Source organism: Anabaena lutea FACHB-196, from assembly GCF_014698305.1.
Taxonomy (GTDB): Bacteria; Cyanobacteriota; Cyanobacteriia; order Cyanobacteriales; family Nostocaceae; genus Anabaena; species Anabaena lutea.
Window position 1 is genome coordinate 251,637 of record NZ_JACJST010000001.1, and the last position, 25,095, is coordinate 276,731.

17 protein-coding genes and 1 pseudogene are annotated in these 25,095 nt (G+C 39.6%); 7 read left to right on the forward strand and 11 right to left on the reverse strand.

Annotated elements, in window-relative coordinates; translation table 11 throughout:
* Positions 1-15 precede the first annotated feature (15 nt).
* The 7 genes and pseudogenes from H6G59_RS01130 to mtnC all read right to left on the reverse strand — a co-directional run bounded on the left by H6G59_RS01130 (position 16) and on the right by mtnC (position 12,445).
* Positions 16-2,556, reverse strand: a complete 2,541-nt coding sequence (locus H6G59_RS01130) for a PAS domain S-box protein (protein WP_190711337.1) — start codon at positions 2,554-2,556, stop codon at positions 16-18.
* A 721-nt stretch (positions 2,557-3,277) separates the two neighbouring features.
* Entirely contained in the window at positions 3,278-6,910 is a 3,633-nt protein-coding gene (gene ppsA / locus H6G59_RS01135) for a phosphoenolpyruvate synthase (RefSeq protein ID WP_190711338.1), read from the reverse strand.
* Positions 6,911-8,026: 1,116 nt separating this feature from the next.
* On the reverse strand, positions 8,027-9,382 hold the full coding sequence (locus H6G59_RS01140; RefSeq protein ID WP_190711339.1) for a diguanylate cyclase domain-containing protein: 1,356 nt from the start codon (positions 9,380-9,382) through the stop codon (positions 8,027-8,029).
* 582 nt (positions 9,383-9,964) lie between these two features.
* Positions 9,965-10,186: a DUF4327 family protein gene (locus H6G59_RS01145; protein ID WP_190711340.1), complete on the reverse strand. Its 222-nt coding sequence runs from the start codon at positions 10,184-10,186 to the stop codon at positions 9,965-9,967.
* Positions 10,187-10,392: 206 nt separating this feature from the next.
* Positions 10,393-10,488 (reverse strand): annotated as a pseudogene (locus H6G59_RS27180) (IS5/IS1182 family transposase); the annotation flags it as partial.
* A gap of 52 nt (positions 10,489-10,540) precedes the next feature.
* Positions 10,541-11,560: a tRNA dihydrouridine synthase gene (locus H6G59_RS01150; RefSeq protein WP_190711341.1), complete on the reverse strand. Its 1,020-nt coding sequence runs from the start codon at positions 11,558-11,560 to the stop codon at positions 10,541-10,543.
* 177 nt (positions 11,561-11,737) lie between these two features.
* On the reverse strand, positions 11,738-12,445 hold the full coding sequence (gene mtnC, locus H6G59_RS01155) for an acireductone synthase (protein ID WP_190711342.1): 708 nt from the start codon (positions 12,443-12,445) through the stop codon (positions 11,738-11,740).
* A 167-nt stretch (positions 12,446-12,612) separates the two neighbouring features.
* On the opposite strand from mtnC, the gene H6G59_RS01160 reads away from it, so the two are divergent.
* On the forward strand, positions 12,613-13,572 hold the full coding sequence (locus H6G59_RS01160) for an aldo/keto reductase (protein WP_190711343.1): 960 nt from the start codon (positions 12,613-12,615) through the stop codon (positions 13,570-13,572).
* A gap of 677 nt (positions 13,573-14,249) precedes the next feature.
* Complete coding sequence (locus H6G59_RS01165) at positions 14,250-14,963, forward strand: hypothetical protein (protein WP_190711344.1); 714 nt, start codon at positions 14,250-14,252, stop codon at positions 14,961-14,963.
* A gap of 66 nt (positions 14,964-15,029) precedes the next feature.
* Here the strand turns inward: H6G59_RS01165 and H6G59_RS01170 are convergent, their stop codons facing one another.
* The gene (locus H6G59_RS01170) at positions 15,030-15,944 is read right to left on the reverse strand and encodes an alpha/beta fold hydrolase (protein WP_190711345.1); all 915 of its coding nucleotides are present in this window, start codon (positions 15,942-15,944) and stop codon (positions 15,030-15,032) included.
* A gap of 494 nt (positions 15,945-16,438) precedes the next feature.
* Here H6G59_RS01170 and H6G59_RS01175 point away from each other — a divergent pair, with 494 nt between their 5' ends.
* The 3 genes from H6G59_RS01175 (at position 16,439) to H6G59_RS01185 (ending at position 19,464) form a co-directional block, all read left to right on the forward strand.
* Positions 16,439-16,885: an Hsp20/alpha crystallin family protein gene (locus H6G59_RS01175; RefSeq protein WP_190711346.1), complete on the forward strand. Its 447-nt coding sequence runs from the start codon at positions 16,439-16,441 to the stop codon at positions 16,883-16,885.
* 326 nt (positions 16,886-17,211) lie between these two features.
* Entirely contained in the window at positions 17,212-18,333 is a 1,122-nt protein-coding gene (locus H6G59_RS01180) for an RNA-guided endonuclease InsQ/TnpB family protein (protein WP_190711545.1), read from the forward strand.
* 234 nt (positions 18,334-18,567) lie between these two features.
* Positions 18,568-19,464 carry a shikimate dehydrogenase gene (locus H6G59_RS01185; protein ID WP_190711347.1) on the forward strand — a complete coding sequence of 299 codons (897 nt, stop codon included), beginning with the start codon at positions 18,568-18,570 and terminating at the stop codon, positions 19,462-19,464.
* Here the strand turns inward: H6G59_RS01185 and H6G59_RS01190 are convergent.
* The gene (locus tag H6G59_RS01190; protein WP_190711348.1) at positions 19,449-19,634 is read right to left on the reverse strand and encodes a hypothetical protein; all 186 of its coding nucleotides are present in this window, start codon (positions 19,632-19,634) and stop codon (positions 19,449-19,451) included. The genes H6G59_RS01185 and H6G59_RS01190 overlap by 16 nt on opposite strands.
* Before the next feature lie 93 nt (positions 19,635-19,727).
* Positions 19,728-21,764, reverse strand: a complete 2,037-nt coding sequence (locus tag H6G59_RS01195) for a hypothetical protein (protein ID WP_190711349.1) — start codon at positions 21,762-21,764, stop codon at positions 19,728-19,730.
* Positions 21,765-22,485: 721 nt separating this feature from the next.
* Here H6G59_RS01195 and H6G59_RS01200 point away from each other — a divergent pair.
* Positions 22,486-23,709: a succinate--CoA ligase subunit beta gene (locus H6G59_RS01200; protein WP_190711350.1), complete on the forward strand. Its 1,224-nt coding sequence runs from the start codon at positions 22,486-22,488 to the stop codon at positions 23,707-23,709.
* Between the two features lie 170 nt (positions 23,710-23,879).
* Here H6G59_RS01200 and H6G59_RS27545 read toward each other — a convergent pair whose 3' ends face one another.
* On the reverse strand, positions 23,880-24,008 hold the full coding sequence (locus tag H6G59_RS27545; protein WP_277924612.1) for a hypothetical protein: 129 nt from the start codon (positions 24,006-24,008) through the stop codon (positions 23,880-23,882).
* A gap of 12 nt (positions 24,009-24,020) precedes the next feature.
* Here H6G59_RS27545 and H6G59_RS01205 point away from each other — a divergent pair, with 12 nt between their 5' ends.
* Positions 24,021-24,902 carry a succinate--CoA ligase subunit alpha gene (locus tag H6G59_RS01205; RefSeq protein ID WP_190711351.1) on the forward strand — a complete coding sequence of 294 codons (882 nt, stop codon included), beginning with the start codon at positions 24,021-24,023 and terminating at the stop codon, positions 24,900-24,902.
* Positions 24,903-25,095: the final 193 nt, after the last annotated feature.

A 25,095-nucleotide genomic window follows, 5' to 3' on the forward strand; every position in this document is an offset into this window, starting at 1 on the left:
TAGACCTGGAAATAGCTAACCATTCTGCATTCTGAATATGTCGTTTAAGTTTTGCAATAATTGATTGGCAGTATAGGGTTTTAATAAAACTGCTTGCACTTCCATTTCATCGGCTTGAGGCAATACATCTGTGGTACTTAATCCACTAGAAGCAATAACTTGTACCTTTGGGTCTATTTTTTGCAAGGTGCGGATAGCAGTGATCCCGTCCATTTCTGGCATCATCATATCCATCAAAACTGCACTAATTTCTTGTTTGTGTTGGGCATAGAGAGCGATCGCTTCAATTCCATTACTTGCAGTCATAGTTTGGTAATTGTGGTTTTCCAGGATGATTGTAGCTACGTCTCGAATTTGGGCTTCATCATCCACTACTAAAATCAACTCTCCTTGTCCTAGCGGCATTTCCAATTGATCTAGAGCCTGATTTTGAGGGGCTTCTACAGCTGGCAAGAAGATCTTAAATTTGCTTCCTTGACCAACTTGGCTAGAAACTGTAATAAACCCATCGTGGCTTTTAATAATCCCACGCACCGTTGATAAACCCAATCCTGTACCAGCACTTACCTCTTTGGTGGTGAAAAATGGCTCAAAAATCCTCTCTAGGATACTTGGAGACATCCCAATTCCCGTATCCATGATAGTAATCACAATGTAATTACCAACTTTGCTCTCAAGATGCATCCGGGTATAAGCTTCATCAATGTACATATTTTGCGCCGAAATATTGAGAATACCCCCCTCTGGCATAGCATCACGGGCATTAACTACTAAGTTCATAATCACTTGATGTAATTGGGTGACATCTCCAGAAACAGCCGAAAGGTCTTCCGATATTTGTGTCACAAATTCGATAGATTTGGGAAATGTATGCCTAGCAATTTGAATAATTTCCCCAATTAAGTGCCTAAGTTGTACAATCGTGCGTTCTCCTTTAAATCCTCGCGCAAAAGACAACACTTGCTTGACTAAAGTAGCACCGCGTTTGGCATTATTTTCAATGATTGTCAGCATTTGCTGGTGGAGTTCTGGATTTTTGCTGAATTTACCTTTGAGTATTTGCGCGGCTCCTAAAATGGGTGTCAATATATTGTTAATGTCGTGGGCAATGCCACCTGCTAAAGTACCAATACTTTCCAGTCGCTGGGTACGGAAAAACTGTTCTTGGAGTTGTTTTTTGTCTGTAATGTCAGTATCGACAATGAGGATTGATTTGGGATGCCCTTCACCATCAAACATCAATGTCCAGCGACTTTCAACAATAATTTCCTGACCGAATTTAGTCACTTTACATAACTCACCCAGCCAAGAGCCATATTTAATTACAGCTTTCAGCGCAGCTGCTTCTTGTTGATAAGAACTGGTGGAGCAAAAAAGATCCTTCAGGTTTTTACCCAAAGCTTCATGGATTTGCCAACCATATATCCGCTCTGCACCTTGATTCCAAAATAAGATATCCATCTGGAAATCTCGCACGAAAATTGCGTCGGTAGCGATATCTAATAGCGCAGCTTGTTCGTAAATTTGCTGTGCCGTCTGCTTGCGCTCAGATATGTCTCTAGTTGTTCCAATCATTCGCGTCGGCTGACCTGTTTCGTCATAGCAGACTTTTCCGCTACTGTTTAACCAATGTAGGCTACCATCAGGCCAAACTGCCCGATATTCGATGCCAAATTCGCTTCCTTGCTCAATGGAGCAAGTTACAGCTTGTATAAAAGATTCACGGTCTTCAGGATGGATTAAATTCAGAAAGTTTTCAATATTTGGACATAATGTGTTGCTGGGTAGTCCATAGAGTGGCCCCATATTGGGAGACCACAGATAGTTACTCCTTGTTATATCCCAATCCCATATACCCATTTTGGCGGCTTCTAAAGCTAAAGTCAGTCGCTCTTCACTCTCTCTGAGTGCTGCTTCTGCTTGTTTGCGCTCATTGATTTCTTGTTGCAGAGATTGATTAGCAGCTACCAATTCTACTGTGCGCTCTGCCACCCGTTGTTCTAACTCATCGGTAAGTCCACGCCACACTGATTCTGTTTGTTTGCTCCCGCAAAGCTCATCTTCAATCACACCTAATATTTTGACTAAATCCAACTCTTGTAACAAACCTGATTCAGTTACTATTCCCACCAATTTTTCTTCATCATCAACAATCGGTAAATGGTGAATTTGATACTGCTTCAAAAGTAACAAAACTGTCAATATATCCCGAAAATCTGATTGTTTCAATGTGATGAGTTGCTGCGTCATCACTTCAGATATTTTTACCCTGGATAAATCCATGCCCAAGGCGGTTAATCTCAGTACATCCCTAATAGTAAATATTCCTAGTAACTGCGTTCCCTCTACCACCAAAACATAACTAGTTACTTTTTTACTCAATTTGCTGGATGGAAATGATGTTGGGTAATTGGCAAGTTCACAGCTATCACTTTGTTCTTGATTCATCAAAATAATAGCATCGACTACATAACTGTTAGGACTAATCTTCAAGGGATAATGATCAATCAGTTTATGTAAAGAAGGCAAATCAATTAGCTGATTCTTGAATTGCATAATTAATGGTCGATTTTAATTATATTGTTGATTAAAAGGTGGCTAGTACCAGTTCTGGAAATTAAAAATCAAAACATTCTCTAAACAAGCTTTGGAGTTGAACCTCACTGGATAGTGATTTTTGCAAAGCTGCACTAGTTTATTGACAATAAGGCAAGATGTCACCCAAGCCGCCAGTCCATAGCAAGTTTATTGATGAAGATCAATCCGAAATTTTACAGAGTTAGTAAAGAATAGGGGATAAATTAATCACTGAACTATGAAACTGATTTATTTTTTTAGTTATCAAAATTATTCTATTCTTAAATAAGGGTTAGATGATCTCTTATTTTACAGAGATTAACTAATTTAATAATTTTTGTAATATATAGGAATAATATTTGATTTTTGAAAAAATACGTTGCCAGTTCCCTATTACCTGTCTAGTCCAGTCATCTTATCATTTAGACTGACGCGGAGACAGGGAGACGCGGGGACGCGGAGATTTTTTTTTGATAAGTGATTAGGCGGACATGATATCAATTAACCAATCAAAACGGATGGCTATGACAGGTAACGGTGCTAGAAGCTTCTTATTGTCTAAGTTTTAGCATTGGTTCGTGAACTACCGCCTTGTCCGTTGCTATATCAAAAAAACTCTCCCCATCACCGCGTCTCCGTGTCTCCGTGTCTCCCCATCTCTCCATCACCGCGTCTCCGCGTCTCTCCTAATGATAAGTATTCAAACGGACATGATATTACCTTCCGCTGCGGCAATTTCTAACTGAGTTTTGAGTACAGAGTCAGGGTTGAGACTAATCGAATCTATGCCTTCTTCAACTAGGAAACGGGCAAATTCTGGATAATCGCTGGGTGCTTGGCCGCAGATACCGATTTTGCGTTTAAACTGTCTTGCAGTAGCGATCGCTTTGGCAATTGTTCTCTTGACAGCTTGATTGCGTTCATCAAACAGATGTGCTACCAACTCAGAATCCCGATCTAGTCCTAAAGTTAATTGTGTCAAGTCATTGGAACCAATAGAAAAGCCGTCAAAGACTTGGCTAAATTCATCAGCTAAAATTACGTTACTGGGTAACTCGCACATCACATAAACTTCTAAGCCATTTTCGCCTTTTACCAAGCCATTGGCTGCCATTTCTGCCAGTACACGTTTTCCTTCTTCGGGAGTTCGACAAAAGGGAACCATCAAAATCATGTTGGTTAAACCCATTTCATTCCTTACCCGCTTCATGGCTTCACATTCTAAGGCAAAACCTTCGCGGTAACGGGGATCATAGTAGCGAGAAGCACCACGCCAACCAAGCATTGGGTTTTCTTCTTTGGGTTCAAATTGTCTCCCACCTAGGAGGTTTGCGTATTCGTTACTCTTAAAATCCGACAACCGGACAATTACAGGTTTAGGATAAAAAGCTGCGGCAATTGTCCCAATACCTTGTGCTAGTTTATCAATAAAGAATTCGGCTTTATTTTCGTATTGGGCAGTTAATTCAGCAATTTTGTATTTAGCAAGTTCATCTTCTAAATCATCAAAATGCAGTAATGCTAAAGGATGGGCTTTGATGTGGTTAGCAATAATAAATTCCATCCTTGCTAAACCTACACCATCATTAGGAATTGCGGTTAAACCTAATGCTTCTTCTGGATTGCCCACATTCATCATAATTTTGGTGCGGGTACGTGGCAAGTTATCTAGTGTTAATTCTTGAATTTCAAAGTTCAATAACCCTGCATAAACTTTGCCTGTTTCACCTTCAGCACAACTCACGGTAATCTCTTGTCCAGTTTGTAATAATGTCGTCGCATTACCACAGCCAACAATCGCCGGAATTCCCATTTCTCTAGCAATAATTGCGGCATGACAGTTACAAACCACTACAGGAGTGTATTTACTGGTAAAAACTAGATAATTATGATGATCCGCAACAGTAATATTATAAACTTCTGCTTCTACTGCATCTGCAACTTTAACAACTCGTTGCATCCGAATATCACCTTGGAGAAGTTGCTCAAATTGACCTATTTCATGGAGTTGTTTATCGGAAATCAGGATATTTTTATCTTTTCTAAGTTTGATTTGACCTGTGACATTGTCACCAAATAGTTGATTAGTAGCAAAGAAACGGGTTTGAATAGTTATGCGATTAACATCTCCTTTGACTCGTTGGGTATATTGTAAAATTTGCTCTAATTTTTCCACAATCTGCACATTGTAGATGTGACGATTTTTGGTAACTTGAGGAACAGTATTAATTTTCAGACAAGCAATAATGACAGCCTGTAGTAAATTTTCTTCAGAGATATAGATATTAATGCGGTTGTTAGCATAGCAACCATCACCATCAATTACACCTCCTAAAAATTGATAGGAAACTTCTGGAGTATTTTCGAGCAGAATTTGAGTAATCTGTTGCTCTTTTTCTTTTAAGTCGTAGGCGATGGCTTTAGAATAAATACGATAAGCTGTAGCTTGCCCTTTTACCTGTTTTCCTCGTATGTAGCCTGAAGATACTGGTTTTTCACAAGTAGCAAAAGATTTACCATAAACAGTACTCATTTTTTCATTCATAGCTACTATGAATGCTTGTTTTTCTGGTAAACATTTTTGAATAAACTGGACTTCTCCATGAGTTCGACTAGTATAAATTGAGCCGTCTGTAATTATTCCACCGATAAGATAAGCCAAATCAGCTTCTTGATTTTTGTTGTTACCTAATTTAGGAATATTCTGAGATACAAGCACCATTTCTTGACTATCTAACATTTCTTGAATCTCAGTTTTGGTATATTCACCATTACGAAGATTGACCATTTTATGATCAGGAGTTAAGCGCAGGATATTATCTGTAACTTTCCCAGTTTGAGATACACTCACACCAATTACTTGAGATGTACGTTTCATCGCATCTGTAATTGGTTTCCATTCTATTTGATGGGTTTTGGTGTTGAGGGCTAAAGTTGATAATCCTTGATATCCTTGTTCATAGATTTGCTGAATGGTCATAAAACCTTTATTGGTGATAATTTTTGTATCTCCATCAAAACAGGTTCTCCCACCAGAGTTGGTGACAATAGCACTGGCTTTTTTCATGATTGGTTCCCAGTCGGGATCTGTGCGGTTTGTAACTAGCACGTCTCCGGCTTGAAATTGTTGAATTTGATTCGCATCAAGAATAACTTTGGCTTTACCTTGACCAATCATTTCCCCAACGCTACGACCTGTTAATAAAACTGCACTTTTTTCTTTGAGGTGATAACTTCTCAGAACGGTTTTCGATTTTTGAGATTGTACTGTTTCTGGTCTAGCTTGGACTATAAATAATTCTCCTGTCACCCCATCTTTTGCCCATTCAATATCCATTGGCGTATCCATACCACGGACTTGGGAATAGTGATTTTCAATAATGCAAGCCCAGTTTGCTAGTTGGAGAATTTCGTCATTATTCAGGGCAAATTGGTTGCGTTCTGAGGGAAGAACGGAGACATTTTTGGTTAATTTCATCCCTCCCAAGTCATAAACCATTTTAATTTCTTTTGTCCCCAAACGTTTTTGGAGAATTGGTTTAAATCCTTGTTTGAGAGTTGGTTTAAATACTAAATATTCGTCTGGGTTAACTGCACCTTGAACGACGGTTTCACCCAAACCATAAGCAGCAGTAATTAATGCCGCATCTTTAAAACCTGTTTCTGTGTCAATGGAGAACATGACACCAGAACAAGCCAAATCAGAACGTACCATTTTTTGTACACCGACGGAAAGGGCTAACTCGAAATGGTCGAAACCTTTGATTTGTCGGTAAGAAATAGCACGGTCAGTAAAAATGGAAGCAAAGCATTTATGACAAGATTCTAATAGGCTTTTAAGTCCGTGAACGTTGAGATAGGTTTCTTGTTGTCCAGCAAAACTAGCATCTGGTAAGTCTTCGGCTGTGGCACTAGAACGCACTGCAACGTCGGTATCTTCACCGTATTCTTGACAGAGAATTTGATAGGATTGTGCGATCGCTTGTTGTAATTCTAGCGGAAATGGCGTGTTGAGCATCAGCGACCTAGCTTGTTGTCCACACTGCCGCAAATTATCTATATCCTCTACATCTAAAGAAGCAAAAATCTTTCTCAATTTAGCTTCTAAACCTGCCCCAGTAATGAAAAATCTATAAGCATAAGCGGTGGTAGCAAACCCGGTGGGAACTTTTACTCCTTTGGGACTCAGTTGCTGAATCATCTCTCCTAAGGAAGCATTTTTTCCACCCACGAAGGGAATATCTGCAATCCCCACGGCATTAAAAGGTAAAACTAGTGCTTGTTCTTTGGATAATAGGCGATCATTTTCTTGATTTTTTCGTATTTCTAGCATATTGTCGAGTCCTTTAAAAGCTACAACTATTTTATTAAGAAGTTTTTAGTAAATAAATTGATCTACTTGTGAATTACACCATTATTTTTATATACGTCAAATATGAGGAACTTGTGAGGATATAACGATTACGTAGAGACAAACTGATACTGTTTCTCTATGATTGCTTGCTTGGCGTAGCCATAGATGCGCTTTATATATCACGTCTCTACATAATTTATTTGGCACAGCCTGACATAGAATTGGTATGACTATTAAAATACAGCAGATTGCAGATCAATGAGGTACAGAATCTAAATTGAAACCTAGACACCAAACCAGTTTTACTCCTGACTCCTGACTCCTGAATTCTGCTGTAATTCGTAATACTAGCGATCGCAGGCTATGCCTAAGTGATGTGATTAAGTTTTGTATTGTAACTGAGATTTAGCACCAAGTCCGCCGGTTTCCGGCTATCTGAACTTTGCAAGAGAGATCGCGTCTAAGAGATTGTTTGAAAACTTTTTCGTGTTGGATCTGACACCCGCTGATCCCCCTAAATCCCCCTTTCTAAGGGGGACTTTGAAGAATTTAGCCCCCCCTTTATAAGGGGGGTAGGGGGGATCTCGATTAATTCTGATACTTTTCAAACATCCTCTAACATACTTGCTGGTTCTTAGTTGCTTTTTATTTAAACCCTCCAGAATTAATGAAAAATTCTTAAAAAATATATTGTTATTTAAAGTTATCTCACAACTTCCTCATATTTGTAAATTATAGTTTAGAACTATAAACACTTGCTTGTTCATATCTCTGGGTTGTTTTCATGGCTACCCTAAATAGATCTACACATTTTAAAACCGGATTTGAGAAATAGATGAATTATTGTCCCTGTTGTTCTAATTTACTTTTACAACATATACGCAGAGATGAAACATACTGGTTTTGCCGTACTTGTTGGCAAGAAATGCCAGTGTTTACTCAGAGTCTTTACTGTTCCTTGTCAGAGATAATTTTAGGTAAAACCCCTATAGTAATTCAATAAAAAAAATAGGTTGATCAGTATACTTGCGTGAACGATATTCTATTCATGAGTAGATAGGAGTCAATAATTTGTCTATACTAAATTTTTTACTCTCAAGATCCCATATAAGAATATGTATTGCGCCCTTGGTTTTTAGCAGCATATAGTGAAATATCGGCATTTTTAATTAAGTATTCTAGTGAATAATCTGGAACTGGAATAATACTAGCGATGCCCATACTTAATGTCACATAATCGTTAACTGAAGAATGATGGTGAGGAATAAATAAGCTAGCTATTTGCTGTTGAATCTGTTGAGCAAAATAAACTGCTCCTTCTAAAGGGGTGTTAGGAAGCAAAACCGCAAACTCTTCACCACCATAACGAGCAACCAAATCAGCCGGACGTTTACAAGTTCGTGCGATCGCTTGAGCAATTTGTCGCAAACACTCATCACCTGCCTGATGACCATAACAGTCGTTATAGTTTTTAAAATAATCTATATCACAGAGAATTAATGATAAAGGCATTTTTTCCCGTTGCAGTCGCTGCCATTCTAAATTGATTACGGCATCAAAACATCGTCGATTGGCAATTTGCGTTAATCCATCCATATTAACTAAACGTCGTAATTCAGAATTAGCTTGCCGAAGAGTTGCCTCTACCTGCAAACGCTCTGTCAAATCAGAAATAATACAGTAGAGTAGATTCTGTCTATCGATATTAATCCGACTGGAATAAATTTCAACTTGACGAATTTCGCCAGATGCCAACTGATGAAAATATAAAAAATTCCCCGGATAAGCCAGCTGTTTTAAGGCTTTGTTGGCAATAGGATCACCATCTACTAAAACAGTTAAATCTGAGAGCTTTTTCTGTCGTAAAACTTCGCGGCTATATCCGTAAAATTGACTTGCGGCTGGATTAGCATCAAAGATTTCCAGGGTAAGAGGATCGATCAATATTTGCACCGCTCGGTTATTTTCAAACATCTGCGGGTAAGTTACTTGTCTTGGTTGTAATTTTTGATTAGCCAGACACGGATAACCAATATCTAATGAGTTAGGCAGATCTTGCACACACAGCAAGGCATCAAAACCTGTATTTTTTGTGGTTGCAATTGGCGTTGCTGTTACTTGTAGCGAACGTAACCTTCCATCTTTAGTTAGACAAGTGAAAAAATGCGGGTACAACTGGGGTGAAAAAACAGTCACTTTTCCAGCTTGCAAAGTTTGGTTCAATTGTTCGACATAATCTTGACAATTGAGATGAGAGAAATATAAAAGCAGATTTTTCCCAATAATTTCTTCTCTGGAAATATTTGTCCAATCTTCCAGGCATGAGTTCCAAAAACTGACTATGCCATCACGCTGCAAATAACACACTCCAACAGGAAGACATTCCATTAATTGCAATGATTCAAATGAAATTTGCGTAACTTCTGTCTTGATAGGTTGGAATGTCTTCATATAAGCTTTTGCCCCGTAACTCTAATATTGCTGATCGGCAATGGCACTAATCCAAACAATTATAATAAAATGAAATATGAAGATCATACCTCGACAGGAAGATATTTTGTGAATTGCATGCGATGACGCAAATGAAAGTGGCTTATTTATGACAACAACTCCAGTCAATACCTGGCCTCATCACGTCAGCAAGAATGGCTATAGAAGAGCCTAACCCAAAAAATTCTGTCGAATCCAGGAGGATGGGTCTGATATCAAGAAAGAAAAATGATGCCGATAGTTTAAATAGTTTAACTAATTCTTGGGGTTTAATTCCCCTACCTCTACAGGCAGCAAGTTTTGTGTTGGGGTCTAAATCCCCGTTGCAAAACTTAATTACGTATCCCTGGCGGGACGGTCGGCACTATTACGAATTACGAATTACGAATTACGAATTACGAATTATTTGACTTACTTATTTTGCATACTTTTCGAGTAGAAAACCCTCGAATTAATTCAAGGGTTGTATGTTTTGAGAGTTTATATCTAAATTTGAAATTGATTGCAGATGTTGTCTATTTGTTATTGATTCTAAGTATTGTTTTAATCTTCTTGCCAATCTTCACAACCGAGCAGGTCAATAATCCTGTCTCTGAGTAAATATTCGTTTTTTTCTAGCTCATACTCAAAATAAGTCCATTCACGGTCAGGAAGATATTTACAAAGAGTATAAATTGGCTGTTGACGGTTAAGAAGTCCCTTTTTCACAAGTTGATGTGCTTCTTCCTTTATCATTCCAATGTCATATTTAATAGCGGTATCCATACCTTGTAACCTCATTTTCAAGCAAGGAATTAAAAGACAACTTTAATAAATTATTGTCTCTACTTTAAATTTATCAAAAAATTGGTGAATTTTGTGAACCATGACAAGATTAATTTTTACTAGACTCAGTTTTATCGGTTTTGATTGCTGCGAGAGGTCTATTCTTAAATTCAGATGTCTGAAAAGTTTTGAGAAGGTGATTTTAATTACGCCAGTTGCTTAAACATTAAACGAATCATAGCTACATAAATAAAAGCCTCTGTTGTTTCAGGTAAAATCTCATAGTCCTTACTCAGTCTTCGACACCCTTCAGGTTACTTCCACTGATAAACCTGAACTAAATAGTTGTCATAGTTACACCTTCAAGGAGGGTGCTAGGGCTAAAGTTTTCGTTCCTTCAGTAAGGAGAAAGCGATCGCACAAATTAAACATTTCTCCCTCAGTCTGCACCCGTCGCATCAATCGCAGAAAATCACCTTCAGTGTCAACACTCAAAGCAATATAGTTAAGAAACATTTTCAGGTAGGCTACCCGCGATCGCTCTGGTATAGTTGACGCTGTAGGAGTTTGCCATAAACGATCAATATAGTTGCGTACCTCTGCTAAAGGAACCACTGTGATCTCCTCTCCTCGCCAAGCTTGCCGAATTTGATTAAAAAGCCAAGGATTCCCAATCGCCCAGCGTCCCACCATTACACCCGCCGCACCCGTTTGAGAAAGCACTTCCAGGGCAGTTTTCGCCGAGTTGATATTGCCATTAGCCAGCACTGGACAATCAACCCGTTTGACCGCTTCCGCAATCAAATCATATTTCACCACCCCGTGGTACATATCTTTTACCGTGCGACCATGCAAACTCAGCAAATCAATGTTGTGGCGATTGATTATATCGAGAATGGAGTAAAAGTTATCTGTATTTTCAAAGCCTACGCGCATCTTCACAGTTAAAGGTTTATCATTCACAGCAGCACGCAGTTCTCCCAAAATCTGATCTACCTTTTCCGGTTCTCGTAGCAATCCACCTCCAACATTTTTGCGATAGATTCTCGGCGCTGGACAGCCCATATTCAAGTCTACTCCTGCGATATTATATTTGCAGAGTTCCTTTGCTGTTCTTACCAAATCAGGAATGCTTTCGCCAATCATTTGAGCAAAAACGGGGCGACCTGTATCGTTTTCGGTGATGGCTGCCAGAATGTTACGATTGAGCCGTGAGGTATCATTGACACGGAAATACTCAGTGAAGAAGTAGTCAGGACTGCCGTAGTGGGCAATGACCTTCATAAACCACTTGTTTGTCACATCCTGCATAGGCGCAAGAGCGGTGAGCGGTAGGTCTTTCTGAAGCGATTGCGGGAGTGATACCTGGGACATAGAAATGAAGAGGTTCAACAAAGCATCACTGTATCAAAAAACGGTTACTGAGCTTCATCAAGCCCAGAGGTGGGACTTTCCACTTATAGCAACTGCCGTCCCCCGGCTTAAAAGACACTGACATCTAAAAACTTTTTGGATTTTTAGGTGTTTATTCCGGGGTTTTCGACATTTATCTTATAATATTTCTAAAGGAATTTGCGAAAACTTTTTCACATACATAAAGTTATGAGCTACAGCCGTTGTGTGTCTATTTAACCCACAAACGTTGAAATTAGCAGCGCTGGCCGCAGCTAACTCTTTTGAAGAGTCAGACAGGAACAAAATTTCCTGTGGGCGGACAAGTAATTCATCTGCAATGGTAAGGTAGGACTGACTTTCGGTCTTGTTGCCTGTAGTTGTATCGAAGTACATAGAGAATAATGGAGTTAAATCCCCCATTAAAGTGTTTTTAAACAATAGTTTCTGAGCAGCAATAGAACCAGAAGAATAGACAGCTAGTGTTAAACCCGCAGCATACCAATGTTGAAGACATTCAACAGCATCAGGATACACATGGGCTTTCAGATCACCGCTTTTGTACCCTTCTTGCCAGATTAAACCTTGCAGGGTTTTTAATGGAGTAATTTTGCGGTCTTCAGTGTGCCAAATCATCAACTGACTCAGGCAGCTTTCCACATCAAGATTTGATTGGCCACTGATTTCTCTGACTTGTTGCAGGATATCCGATACCGTTGGCAATTCTAAGTGATTATATACCCAGTCTGATAAATGTTTTGCAGAATATGGAAAAAGAACTTCATGTACAAAACTAATATCGGTTGTCGTACCCTCAATGTCGGTCAGAATAATTTTAAGTCGGTTGCCTTGGTAAGTAACTGTCATAGCTGGGAAACTTTATTGCAGTCAAATCGCCATTGAAATACTTTACTCGTTTTATTTCTTTCCTAAGTAAGTCGGTGGGAAAATTTACAACCATGTAACGAAAGCTTAACCACAGTTGACAGAGTTAAAGTATAAAACTAGTCAGAGAAATGAATTAGAGAGAAACCATGAAAAAACGCACACTGGGTACATCAACCGTACAAATCACACCCATCCTCATGGGTACTTGGCAAGCCGGAAAAAAAATGTGGGTGGGAATTGAAGATAACGACTCCATTGAAACCATCCGTGCCGCCTACGAAGCCGGAATCACCACAATAGATACCGCTGAAGTTTATGGCGAAGGGCATTCTGAACAGATTGTAGCTGAAGCTCTAGCTGATGTGCGGGATAATGTGGAATATGCCACAAAAGTTTTTGCAAATCATCTCAAATATCAACAAGTAATAGAAGCTTGTGAACGTTCTCTAACAAATCTGAAAACAGACTACATCGACCTTTATCAAATTCATTGGCCTGCCGGTGCATTCAATAGTGAAATTGTGCCAATTGCAGAAACCATGAGCGCCTTAAATCACCTTAAAGAACAAGGTAAGATTCGAGCCATTGGTGTTTCTAACTTTTCTCGTGACCAATTAGCAGAAGCAGCCCAATATGGACGGATTGATAGTCTACAACCACCCTATTCTCTATTTTGGCGGCAAGTAGAAAAAGATGCTATGCCCTATTGTGTTGAAAACAACATTTCAATATTAGCTTATTCACCTTTAGCCCAGGGATTGTTAACCGGTAAATTTCTGTCTGGGCATAAATTTGATCCAGCCGATAACCGAGCTAAAAATAAATTATTTCAAGACGAAAACTTTGAACGCGCTCAACAAGCCTTAAATGAACTTAGTCCCATAGCCGAATACCATAATTGTAGCTTGGCTCAGTTAGCATTGGCGTGGTTGATTGCCCAGCCTCAAACAAATGCCATAGCAGGTGCGCGTTATCCTGAGCAAGCAATAGCCAACGCCCAAGCATTGGAAATTAAACTTTCTGCTGAAGCACTTGCAGAAATAGATAAAATTGGACGCATTGTCACCGACCATCTTGATGAACAATCAGTTATGTGGAATTGGTGATTAGGCTCAAGATTCTCAGATTAGGGAACTCCAAAAAATAAATTATCCAATTTCACTCCCATCAAAACTCCTTTTCCTCTCCTTGCACCCTACCCCCTGCCCTAAAAACGATAGGGTATTTATTTATGTTGCTAAATGAAACAAAACATCAAGTTTAGTAAACAAAGGATTGCATCTCAAATAGCCAATGCTAAATTATATTCATAAGGACACAAAACTAACTACAAACAACCCACCGGGCAATGACTTAGTGTCCCCTGTCAGCAGCCCAAGCAAGTTTTAGCAGATACAATAAAGTGGCCAAAACACCTTTTATCAAGGTCGAGCCAAATCCCTAAGCGGAAAAACGAATAAAATGCTGAACTTGCCAGTTTTAACATCCACCCTAGTTATTGACTTTCAATTACTCACTTAACCTTAACAATTTGAAACTTCTGAATTCGCTAGAACCTGGTCAACCTCGACCAGGTTTTTAGGTTTTTATAGTATTTACAGCAGATTGCAGATTAATGAGGTACAGAATCTAAATTGAAACCTAGACACCAAGACAGTTTTACTCCTGAACCGGAGGTCTGCGAAGCGTCTCCTGAATCCTGACTCCTGAATTCTGCTGTATTATAAAATAATTTGATTTGCTGTTGGAACATATCCAAGTTATTACCATGCTGGAGCTTTAAATGAGAAAATCTCGTTTTTTGTGGAAGATGACAACAGCTATGATTCTAGCCACATTTTCTTTTTCCTGTGAAACCAAAATTGATAGAAAAGCGCAACCAGCAAAAGCAGCAGAAAAATTGTACCCAAAAACAAACATTATTTACGGTGATTTCATTATTAAAGAAGCATCAGATTATATTCTGATTCCAGTTAATCTCGTTGAGCAGGATCAAGAGAAAGAAATTGATTTAAATCTTTCTCGTTCTTATCAAAGAGAGAATAGATTGTACAATATGATTTTTTATCATAAGAAAACTGGTGAAAATCATCTTTTATTAAATAAAAAAGCAATTATCAATTCTTTTGATTTATTGGAAATCAAATCAGCAGGAAAACCAACAACAAGATTTTGGTTATATCAAATCATTGACCAAGATACAAATAACGATGACCAAATCAATAATCAAGATGCTATTATTGGCTATATTTCTGATTTATCAGGTAAAAATTTGCTGCAAATTACCCCTAATAATACCACACTTGTTAATTCGGTAGTGGTTGCTAGTCAAAACGCAATTTTTCTGAAAATTATTAAAGATTCCAATCAAGATAAACAATTTACGCAAGTAGATCAAACAAACTTTATCAGGGTTAATCTAGATCAACCTAGTATGGGAACAGAGATTATTAGTGAACAAGTAGAGAAAGAGATTAAAACTTATATTTTTGAATGAAATAATTGTTCATCTTCCTGGAAAACCATTCATTCAAATTGATATTTTAACACAACAGATTTGATTTTATTTAGTAAGAGATAAAGCCCAATCACGTATGAGCGGATTTACTTGTTCAGGCGCTTCATCATGGGGACAATGACCAGCCGTCAAGAAATATTCTGTTAATTGGGGATAATATTGATGAAACTTTTGAGAACGTTCTCGCGCTTTCATCCAAGGATCTGCTTCTCCCCATAATAACAATAAAGGACAATTTAATTCCTTAAGTAAAACATCGACTTTTTCTCCTTGGGGAGTGCTAAAAACTGAAATAAACACATCTAAAGCACCTGTATCATAAGCAGGACGCTGAATTTCTTCTACTAATTGATTAGTAATTGCAGTTTTGTTTAAATAAACTTTTTCTAAAGTGCGTCTAATTACCCAACGTTGACGCACATATTGAAATAATAAAGACTGGAATAAACGTTGTTGAAAAGCCCATTTTACAGTTTGACCGAGTAGTTGCTGTACAGGGTTTTGAGAAGGCTGAATTTGGCTTTGTATTGCTTCTGGTTCAGAAAAGGGGCCTGCACTATTGAGTAAGACTACACCAGCGACACTATCAGGATATTGAGACGCAACACATAAGCAAGCGTAACCACCAAGGGAATTACCGGCTAATACTGCTTTTTCACCAATAACCTCACTAATAAAATCTCGCAGTTGGTCGCGCCATAAGTCGCCACTATACTGTAACTTGGGCTTTGCTGAACGTCCAAATCCCAAAAGGTCTACTGCAAAAACTTGAAAATCTGCACACAGTCCTGTGATATTCTTTCGCCAGTGGTCTGTGGAAGCACCAAAGCCATGCACTAACAGCAAGGGGGGACGCTGAGGTTGTTTTTCTCCCGCCTGTACATAGTAAACTTTGTGTCCTCGCCATTTCCAGTATTGGCCAGATATTGGGGTTGTAGAGGGTGCTATATTTATCTGCATATTACGAAGAAATGTTAAGTATTGTTAATATTCTTAGATTAGCAGTCAATTTACTAATTGAGTAGCGGGTTTGATAAAATAAGCCGTTTCTCAAAAATTATAGCGATTCTCATCCAAGTGAGGTACACCGAAGAAAGAATTAACCGCAGATAGAAGAGGATAGACGCAGATAAACGCAGATAAATTTGTACCTCAGCAGACTAGGAAATGCTATATCTAATACTCGAATGGCAAGTAATACCAAGCTGAAACCAGGAAACCCAAATCCTATCCTTGCAAAATTTTAAGTTTTAATTGCTATAAGTCGTGTTAACCGAACTAGAAACATTCGTGTTAACCGAACTTTTTATATGCTGAAATATTGGTACGGTAATCCTTATTTGAAAAGTGCAAAAAACCGAATTTACGTTATTTTGAATTATCCCTAATATGGGAATCAAAGAGTTGATTAACAACTCATTAAAAAAACTACTAAGAAGCAGAGGTAGAGGTATATGACACTAGTTCGTTACAGCCCCTGGAAAGAAATTGAAACTTTAGAGCGTCGCTTTAATCGCTTGTTTGATGATTTAGCACCAGCTAGTTTGAAAGATTTAAGTACTGTGTCCAGAGTTCCTGCTGCTGAAATAACTGAAACTGATGATGCAGTTATCCTGAGACTAGAAGTTCCTGGTATGGAAGCGAAAGACTTGGATGTTCAAGTCACAGAAGATGCAGTTTCTATCAGTGGAGAACGTAAGCTTAAAACTGAGTCAGAAGACAAAGCTAAAACCAGAAGTGAGTTTTACTATGGTAAATTCCAGCGTGTCATTCCTCTGCCTGTAACCATCCAAAATACCAAAGTCACTGCTGATTATAAAGATGGTATTTTGCATTTAACTTTACCTAAGATGGTTGCAGAAAAGAGCAAAGTTGTCAAAATCAATCTGGAACAAAATTAAAATTGAAGGATTATTTGGGTTGATTGGATAGTGTAATATTGAAAATTTAGCTTAGTTGTTGAATACAACTAGGCTATTTTTTTGGCAAAATGATACGAATACGGTTTTCTTCTTTACCGAAAAATTGGGTCTAAAGCCCCGTCCTTCTAGGACGGCTTTTCTTCCTGCAACCTATCAATCCAGTCTTCAATCATTTGAGTCATAGTTTTTCGCTTCTGTTTGGCGACCTTTCTCAGTTTTTCAAGTCTTTGAGGGTCAACCCGTACACTCAGTCTTTCTTTCATGCTGCTATCCACCGGCTACCCATTTATGGTATCATGGGCGATATGAAAACACTGAAGTTTAAGCTCTATCAACACAAGCGGAATAGACACCTCAAGCGCACAATTAACGCTGCTGGGGTGATTTATAACCATTGCATTGCCCTCCATCGACGCTACTACCGGATGTATGGCAAGTATTTGAGTTGTGCAAAACTTCAGTCACACATTGCCAAATTGAGAAAGCGTAATTCATTTTGGCAGCAGGTAGGATCGCAGGCAGTGCAAGATATTTGTCAACGCATTGACAAAGCCTATCAATTGTTTTTCAAGCACAACAAGAAAGGAGTAAGACCACCAGGATTCAAGAAGGTTAAAAAGTACAAATCCTTCACCCTTAAGCAAGCAGGGTATAAGTTTTTGAGTGGTAATAGGGTAAAAATTGGTAGTAAAGTTTATCAATTTTGGAAGTCTAGAGAGATTGAGGGAACAGTCAAAACCTTAACTATTAAACGCACGACCTTGGGTGAATTGTTTATGGTCGTTGTTGTTGATGATGGTAGCTCAGAAGTTGAAGTTAAGACGGGTAGAATTGCTGGCTTTGACTTTGGGCTGAAAACATTTCTCACTTGCTCAGACGGTACTAAGATTGAGTCTCCCCAGTTTTTCAAACAGTCCCTAAATGCCATGACCAAAGCGGCTAGGCAACATTCTAAAAAGCTAAAAGGCTCATCCCACAGAGAACGAGCAAGAAAGAATTTAGTACGCAAGTATGAAGATATCTCTAATCGTCGGCGTGACTGGTTCTGGAAGTTAGCCCATGAGTTAACAGACAAGTTTGATGTACTGTGTTTTGAGACTTTAAACCTCAAGGGAATGCAGCGACTTTGGGGTAGAAAAATATCGGACTTGGCGTTTGGTGAGTTTCTACAAATCTTAGAATGGGTTGCTAAAAAGAAAAATAACTTGGTTATTTTCATCGACCAGTGGTATCCCAGTAGTAAAACTTGCTCTAGTTGTAGCCACGTTTTAGAAAACTTGGATTTATCACTCAGAGAGTGGCGTTGTCCGTCATGTCAATCAGTTAACGGGAGAGACGAAAACGCAGCACTTAATATTCAAATGGTTGGGGCATCATCCATTAGGTTAGGCGATGTCAGACAGGCTATGCCTGCAATTGCTGTTTGAGCCTAGAATCCCCATGCCTTTAGGCTGGGGAGTACGTCAATCTATTCCTGCTTTGTTTTATTCTGAAGTGTCACACCAAATATCTACTGTAGGGTGCATCAGACTCGATAGCTTGCGTGACGACGCAGGTGTCATTAAATCCTGCAAATAAACATATTTTTGACATCTGACGCACCCTATAAAGCCATGTCAGTTGCGTAAGTCCTGATTTAGTAGCAGCAAATCATTGTAATTATGAATAGCGAAGATAATAATTATTGCCTGAGTATTACTGGAAAAACTAAACTTTTAGGAGTGATTGGGCATCCTGTAGAGCATTCTTTGTCACCAGTGATGCACAATGCCGCGTTGGCTAAATTGGGATTAGATTATGTGTATCTGCCTTTTCCTATTGCACCAGAAAATTTAGAAACTGCTCTGGCAGGTTTTGCAGCCATTGGTGTGGTCGGGTTTAGTGTTACAATTCCCCACAAACAGGCTATATTACCTTTTTTATCAGAAATTTCACCCATTGCTCAAGCCATTGGTGCAGTCAATACCGTGACTCGTCAAGGGAACGGGTGGGTGGGAACAAATACAGATGTAGAAGGGTTTATTGCCCCTTTACAAACTACTTATCACCAAGATTGGAGTCAAAAAACGGCAGTAATTTTAGGTAATGGTGGTGCAGCGAGAGCAGTTGTTGCAGGTTGTATTCAGCTAGGTTTGGCAGAAATTCATGTGGTGGGGCGAAATTTGCAGAAATTATCACAATTCCGGCAAAGTTGGCAGAATTCAATCTTTGCAGATAAATTTCAAGTGCATTCTTGGGAAGAATTACCAAAGCTAATTCCCCAAGCGAACCTGCTAGTAAATACCACCCCCATCGGGATGTATCCCCATATAGAAAATTCGCCTTTAAGTGTAGATGAAATGGAGTATTTATCACCCAATGTTATTGCTTATGATTTGATTTATATTCCTAAACCGACTCGGTTTCTCCAACTAGCAGAAAAACAAAAAGCAATTCCCATTGATGGCTTAGAAATGTTAGTTCAACAAGGTGCAGCAGCTTTAAAAATTTGGTTGCAACAGGAAAAAGTACCTGTAAAAGAAATGCGCCAAGCACTACAAAATCATTTGGGTTTATAGAGAGATGGGGAGATGGGGAGATGGGGTGATGGGGTGATGGGGTGATGGGGTGATGGGGTGACGTGGTGATGGGGAGATGGGGTGATGGGGTGATGGGGAAGAAGAGGACGCGGTGACGCTCTTAAAGAGGGAGACGCGGTGACAAAGAGAGATTGTCTTCTGAGAGTCAACTCTTTCCCCCTATCCCCGTGTCTTCTTTTCCCATATCTCCGCGTCCCCGCGTCCCCGTGTCTCCGTGTCCTCTTGTCCCTGCCCCCTGACCTCTATTGCGGCATCTTCATATACCTTTCTTGTCCTTGGGAATTGTAGATGAATAGGGGTAATTGAGCATTTTCACCAACTACTCCTAGAGCGTCTCGTAAGGCTTGGAAGTGACTTTGGATATTAGGGTTGTCACTTTCTAGTTGTTTGTCATATTCCGGGGTTAAGCGGACGATAATGCCTTTGTTTTCGATGTTAAAAACGCAAAACCGTATTCCATTAACGCAAGTGGTGTTGAGATCAGCGCGAGTTTTTGTCAAATTACCATAGAGTTGGAATTTTTCTTCTGCCTGTGCCAGCGCAGTCCTATAGGGTGGAATGAGGGATTGTGCTTGATTGTAGTAAAAGCTATCTTGGGGAATCTTGTTAGCCAGATCCAAAGCTTGATTCCAAGAATCTACAGATTCCTGCCATTGATTTTTTTGTCCTTGGACTTTAGCTTGATTAGCTATGTTTAAAGCTCGTTGGTAGATTGTAGAGGCATCAGTTTCTTTTTTGGCGCGATCGCTTGCAAAGTTGAATTTCGGTTGATACTCTGTGAGTAATTTTTGTGCTTCTTGGTGTCCTGTACTACCTTGGGGAATACTTTTTAAAGTATTGACCACCTTCAGCCAATCCGATTTCACCTTTTGCCAGTCATTCCCGGATTTAGCAGTAGCTTCGCGCTGGATATTGGCATCAGCTAAAACTTTTGTTGTGGCTAGTTTTTTCAGCCATGTTTCTTCTTTGAGTAACTGCTGATTTAAAGCTTGTAAATTGCGTTGATAACTGGGCAAATTTCCCTGCACCAGCCCGTAGAGTTCGTGACCAGATTTGATAGACTCTAGTGGAGCGATCGCTTGTCGCCATAAACTTTGTCGAGCGCGTAATTCTTCGAGGCTGTTGGCAGGAGTTTGAGTTTTTTGCTCTGCCGCAGCTGCGGCCTGTAAAGCTTTTACCACCAAACTAATTTTTCCTGACTGTTCAGAAAAACTTGAAGCGAGTTCCTGAGCTTGCTGGTAGCGAGGAGACCATTGAGGAATTACTTTTAAACTAGAGAGAGTGGTTTCTAGTTGTTGTTGCACTGCTAACAATTGTTTTTCTGATTTGGCTTGCCGCATTAGTTGCGGAGACTCGCTTTGGAATTGTTTGGCAATTTGTAATTCTTGACATCCACCAATCACACAGGAACGAGTCAGAAAGAAAGCACCACCACCGCAGATGACAGTCACCCCCAATACAGCACCTAAGAGGATAGGTAAAGGTGGAAGTGATAACTTTTTGCTCTTTGATAAATTTTGCCCACCTGCAAAGGGGTCGAACTTATCTTCGTCCTCCAAATAATTTTCATCAATAATTGGAGTCTCGGAAAATGAATTCTCTAAGATATAGTCGTTCTTAATTGAGGAAAATGAATTCTCCGAGATGTGGTCATCCTGAATTGAAGAAAATGAATTCTCCGAGATGTGGTCATCCTGAATTGAAGAAAAGGGATTCTCCGAGATGTGGTCATCCTGAATTGAAGAAAAGGGATTCTCCGAGATGTGGTCGTCCTGAATTGAAGAAGAAAAGGGATTCTCCGAGATGTGGTCATCCTGAATTGAAGAAAAGGGATTCTCCGAGATGTGGTCGTCCGTTCCCAGAAATGGGGTTTTGGGAAGATTCGGAGGTGGAAAAATGAGGATATTGGCTTCAGCACTCGGCTTGAGAGTATCGCTTGCTTCTATTCCCTTCATCTCCTCACTTGACTGTATCTCCTTAGCCTTCACCGTGAGGGATTGTTTGGCATAGGGTAGCTTTTCTCCAGAAACCCTGACATAAAACTGTACCCTTTGACCGTGATATTGAGATTGCCACTGGAGTGCTTCCTCTAGTACCGCAAATATTTTTTGGGTATCAACCGTCACACCTGGAGGATGTTGAGTCAAAACCATTAATTCGTCATTTTGGACAGCGCATCTAACCTGGAAAGCCTTGCCAGATGGAACTTCTAGCAGTAATTGTTCCTGTAAAATACTTGCTAAAAGCTGTATATCTTCTTGTGGGAATGCTATTTTCATAGAGTGGTACGGCTAATTTTCTATATAGTTTTATAGTTTTTATTACAGCAGATTGCAGATCAATGAGGTACAGAATCAAAATTGAAACCTATACACCAAGCCAGTTTTACTCCTGAATCCTGAATCCTGAATTCTGCTGTATATTTGACACTGCTATTTTAGATTTCATAAAATCCAAAATCCCGAAGCCCGGTAACAAAAGTTGTTGGGGTCAATCCCAAATCCCCAATCTAAAAGCCAAAATCCTTTGGACAGATTCAGATAAAGTACTTGCGTTTTTTACATACAGATGCATAGTCCCACCATCCCCAGTTTCACATCTCATAGAACAACTTTTTAACACAAAGTTCAATATGTTACCAGAAAGCACCAGAGGAGTGATTATTTATCCTTCTAGTTTTTTATACCGCTAGATGATAAATTAAACAATCCAAATGCGAGTATAAATTATCTAAGGAAAAATATACAAGAAGAGTTCAGTAATTTTAGAGACGGGCAAGTTGACAACAGGAGGTAGATCGAGTCTAATCAACCAAATAGTAGAAGTCATTGCTTTGGGAAATGAATTTACCACTTCTGCCGAATTAGATAAAATTGATTGATTGGTGCTAAATAAATTTTTCTAGTCAACCAAAGTGTGTTTATGTAATCTAGGTGCTGTATAACATATAAGACAGCACCAGATACCTACTTTGGAATTGTTAATACAAGGTGTGTGTCAATGGATTTATTGGAATACCAAGTTAAAGAATGGTTTGGAAAGATGGGCATTCCTGTATTACCATCCCAACGAATTGACCATCCTACAGATTTAAAACGTTTAAAAATTCGCTATCCGATCGTACTAAAATCGCAAGTACACGCAGATGAAAGGGTCAAAGCTGGTGGAGTGAGGATTGTAGAAACAACCATTGATGCGATCGCAGCTGCCCAAAATATCTTTAATTTACCAATTTGGGGAGAATTGCCAGAAGTTTTACTAGCAGAATCAAAGTATGATGCCAAAGAAGAATTTTATCTTGCCGTTGTTTTAGACACAGCCCTCTGCCGTCCAGTGCTTTTAGGTTGCAAAGAACCGGATATCGATTGGGAATCCCCAGGGGAGAAAATGCAATATGTGGTTGTAGAACAAGAATTCTCGCCATTTTATGCTCGAAGATTGGGGTTAAAAATGGGCTTGCAGGGGTCGCTAATGCAGTCAATCAGCGACATTGTCGAAAAAATGTACCAGTTATTTGTGCAGAAAGACCTAGACTTGGTAGAGATAAATCCTCTAGCAGTCAGCGCATCTGGACAAGTGATGGCGCTCAATGGTAAAGTCCGAGTCAACCAACGGGCGATTAACCGTCATCCAGAAATAGCCCAAATGGCGGCCAAGATGTTGAGTCGTAATAGTAGAAATAAAAGTAACGGTATTTTGGGTGACTGGGATAGCGTAGAAATGCACGGTAAAATCGGTATCTTAGGCAATGGTACTGGTTCAGTATTGACAACCTTAGATGCAGTCGCCAATGCTGGTGGTAAACCTGGCATTTCTTTAAATTTACGACATTCTTTTCTAACTGATACCTCACCAACGACCTTTAGCGATCGCTTAGAAACAGGGCTGAAAATCTTAGCTGCTGATAAAAGCATTCAAGTGATTCTGATTAACTTTCTGGGTACTATTCCTCAAGTGTCGCAAATGCCAGAAATCATTGCCAAATTCCTACAACTAGACCCCAGGGAACTCCAATCTCAGGTATTAAGCACCAATGGCAGTAAAAGTAAGCCGTTACACATCCCACGCTTGGTTGTCCGTCTTGCTGGTAGTGATTTCCATAGCGCCAGAACATATTTAGCCGCACTCAAAACCCAGAGTGACACTCTGATATTAGTAGAAAATTTAGATGAAGCTGTGTCCCAAGCAGTCCGTCTAGTCAAGTTACCTGCTTACAGAAAATAGTACGCTTTCGTTTCTGATGACCAATGATATCGTGTTCGGTTAAAGACTGATAATTAAGGCCGACGCGGAGAGGGGATGACGCGGAGAGGGGGTGACGCGGGGATGGGGTGACGCGGGGATAGGGGGACGCGGGGATAGGGAGACGCGGAGAGTTTTTTTTGGATAAGTAATTAAGCGAACATGATATGACCAATGACCAATGACCAATGACCAATGACTAATGACCAATGACCAATGACCAATGACCAATGACCAATGACCAATGACCAATGACCAATGACCAATGACCAATTGACCAATGACTAAATTTTATGAACTTAACGCCAGACAGCAAAGTTTTAATTCAAGGGTTCTCTGAATTTATATCAGCAACTCATATTGCTCAAATGAAAGCATATGGCACTAATTTGGTAGCTGGTGTCAATCCTGGATGTGGGGGACAGCAAATGTACGATCTCCCAGTCTTTGACTTAGTAGAGGAGGTGACAGCCAAATTCGGGACAATTGACACCACAATTATTTGTGTACACCCTTACCAAGTGCTAGATGCAGCATTAGAAGCGATCGCTTCTAATATTGTGCAGATAATTATTATTTCCGCTGGTGTCCCACCTTTAGATATGGTGCAACTACTCCGCAAAACTGAGACTCGTGAAATCTTAGTGGTAGGCCCCAACAGTCCGGGAATTATCGTCCCCGGCAAAATTCTCTTAGGTACGCAACCTAGTGAATTTTATACCCCTGGACGAGTGGGGATTGTGAGTCGCAGCAGTACTCTTACCTATGAAGTGGCTTGGGAATTAACCAAAGCTGGTTTAGGTCAATCGATTAGTGTCAGCATTGGTAGTGATGCGATAGTTGGTTCATCGTTCCTCCAATGGCTGCAAATTCTGGATGAAGATGAAACCACCGAAGCGATCGTTTTAGTCGGTCAACCAGGAGGTAGAAGTGAAGAAGCCGCAGCGCAGTACATAACTGAAGCTATTGATAAACCAGTAATTGCCTACATTGCAGGTAGACACGCACCACTAACCAAGAATTGGCGACAGATGGGAACGGGAACAACTGTTGTGAGACGCGATACTAATTTTGGGACAACCAAGAGTAAATTAGCAGCTTTTCAAGCGGCACAAATTCCAGTTGCCGAAAGTCCTGCTCAAATTCCTGAATTGCTGAAAAAGTTGATTAAATAATTCGTAATTCGTAATTCGTAATTCGTAATTCGTAATTCGTAATTCGTAATAGAGCCTACGGTCCCGCTAGGGATACGTAATTAAGTTTTGTAATGGGGATTTAACCCCAACACAAAACTTACCGGTTATAGAACCGGGGGACTTAAACCCACGGTATTTGGTTAATTGATGATCAAATCAGGAATTGGCAAGA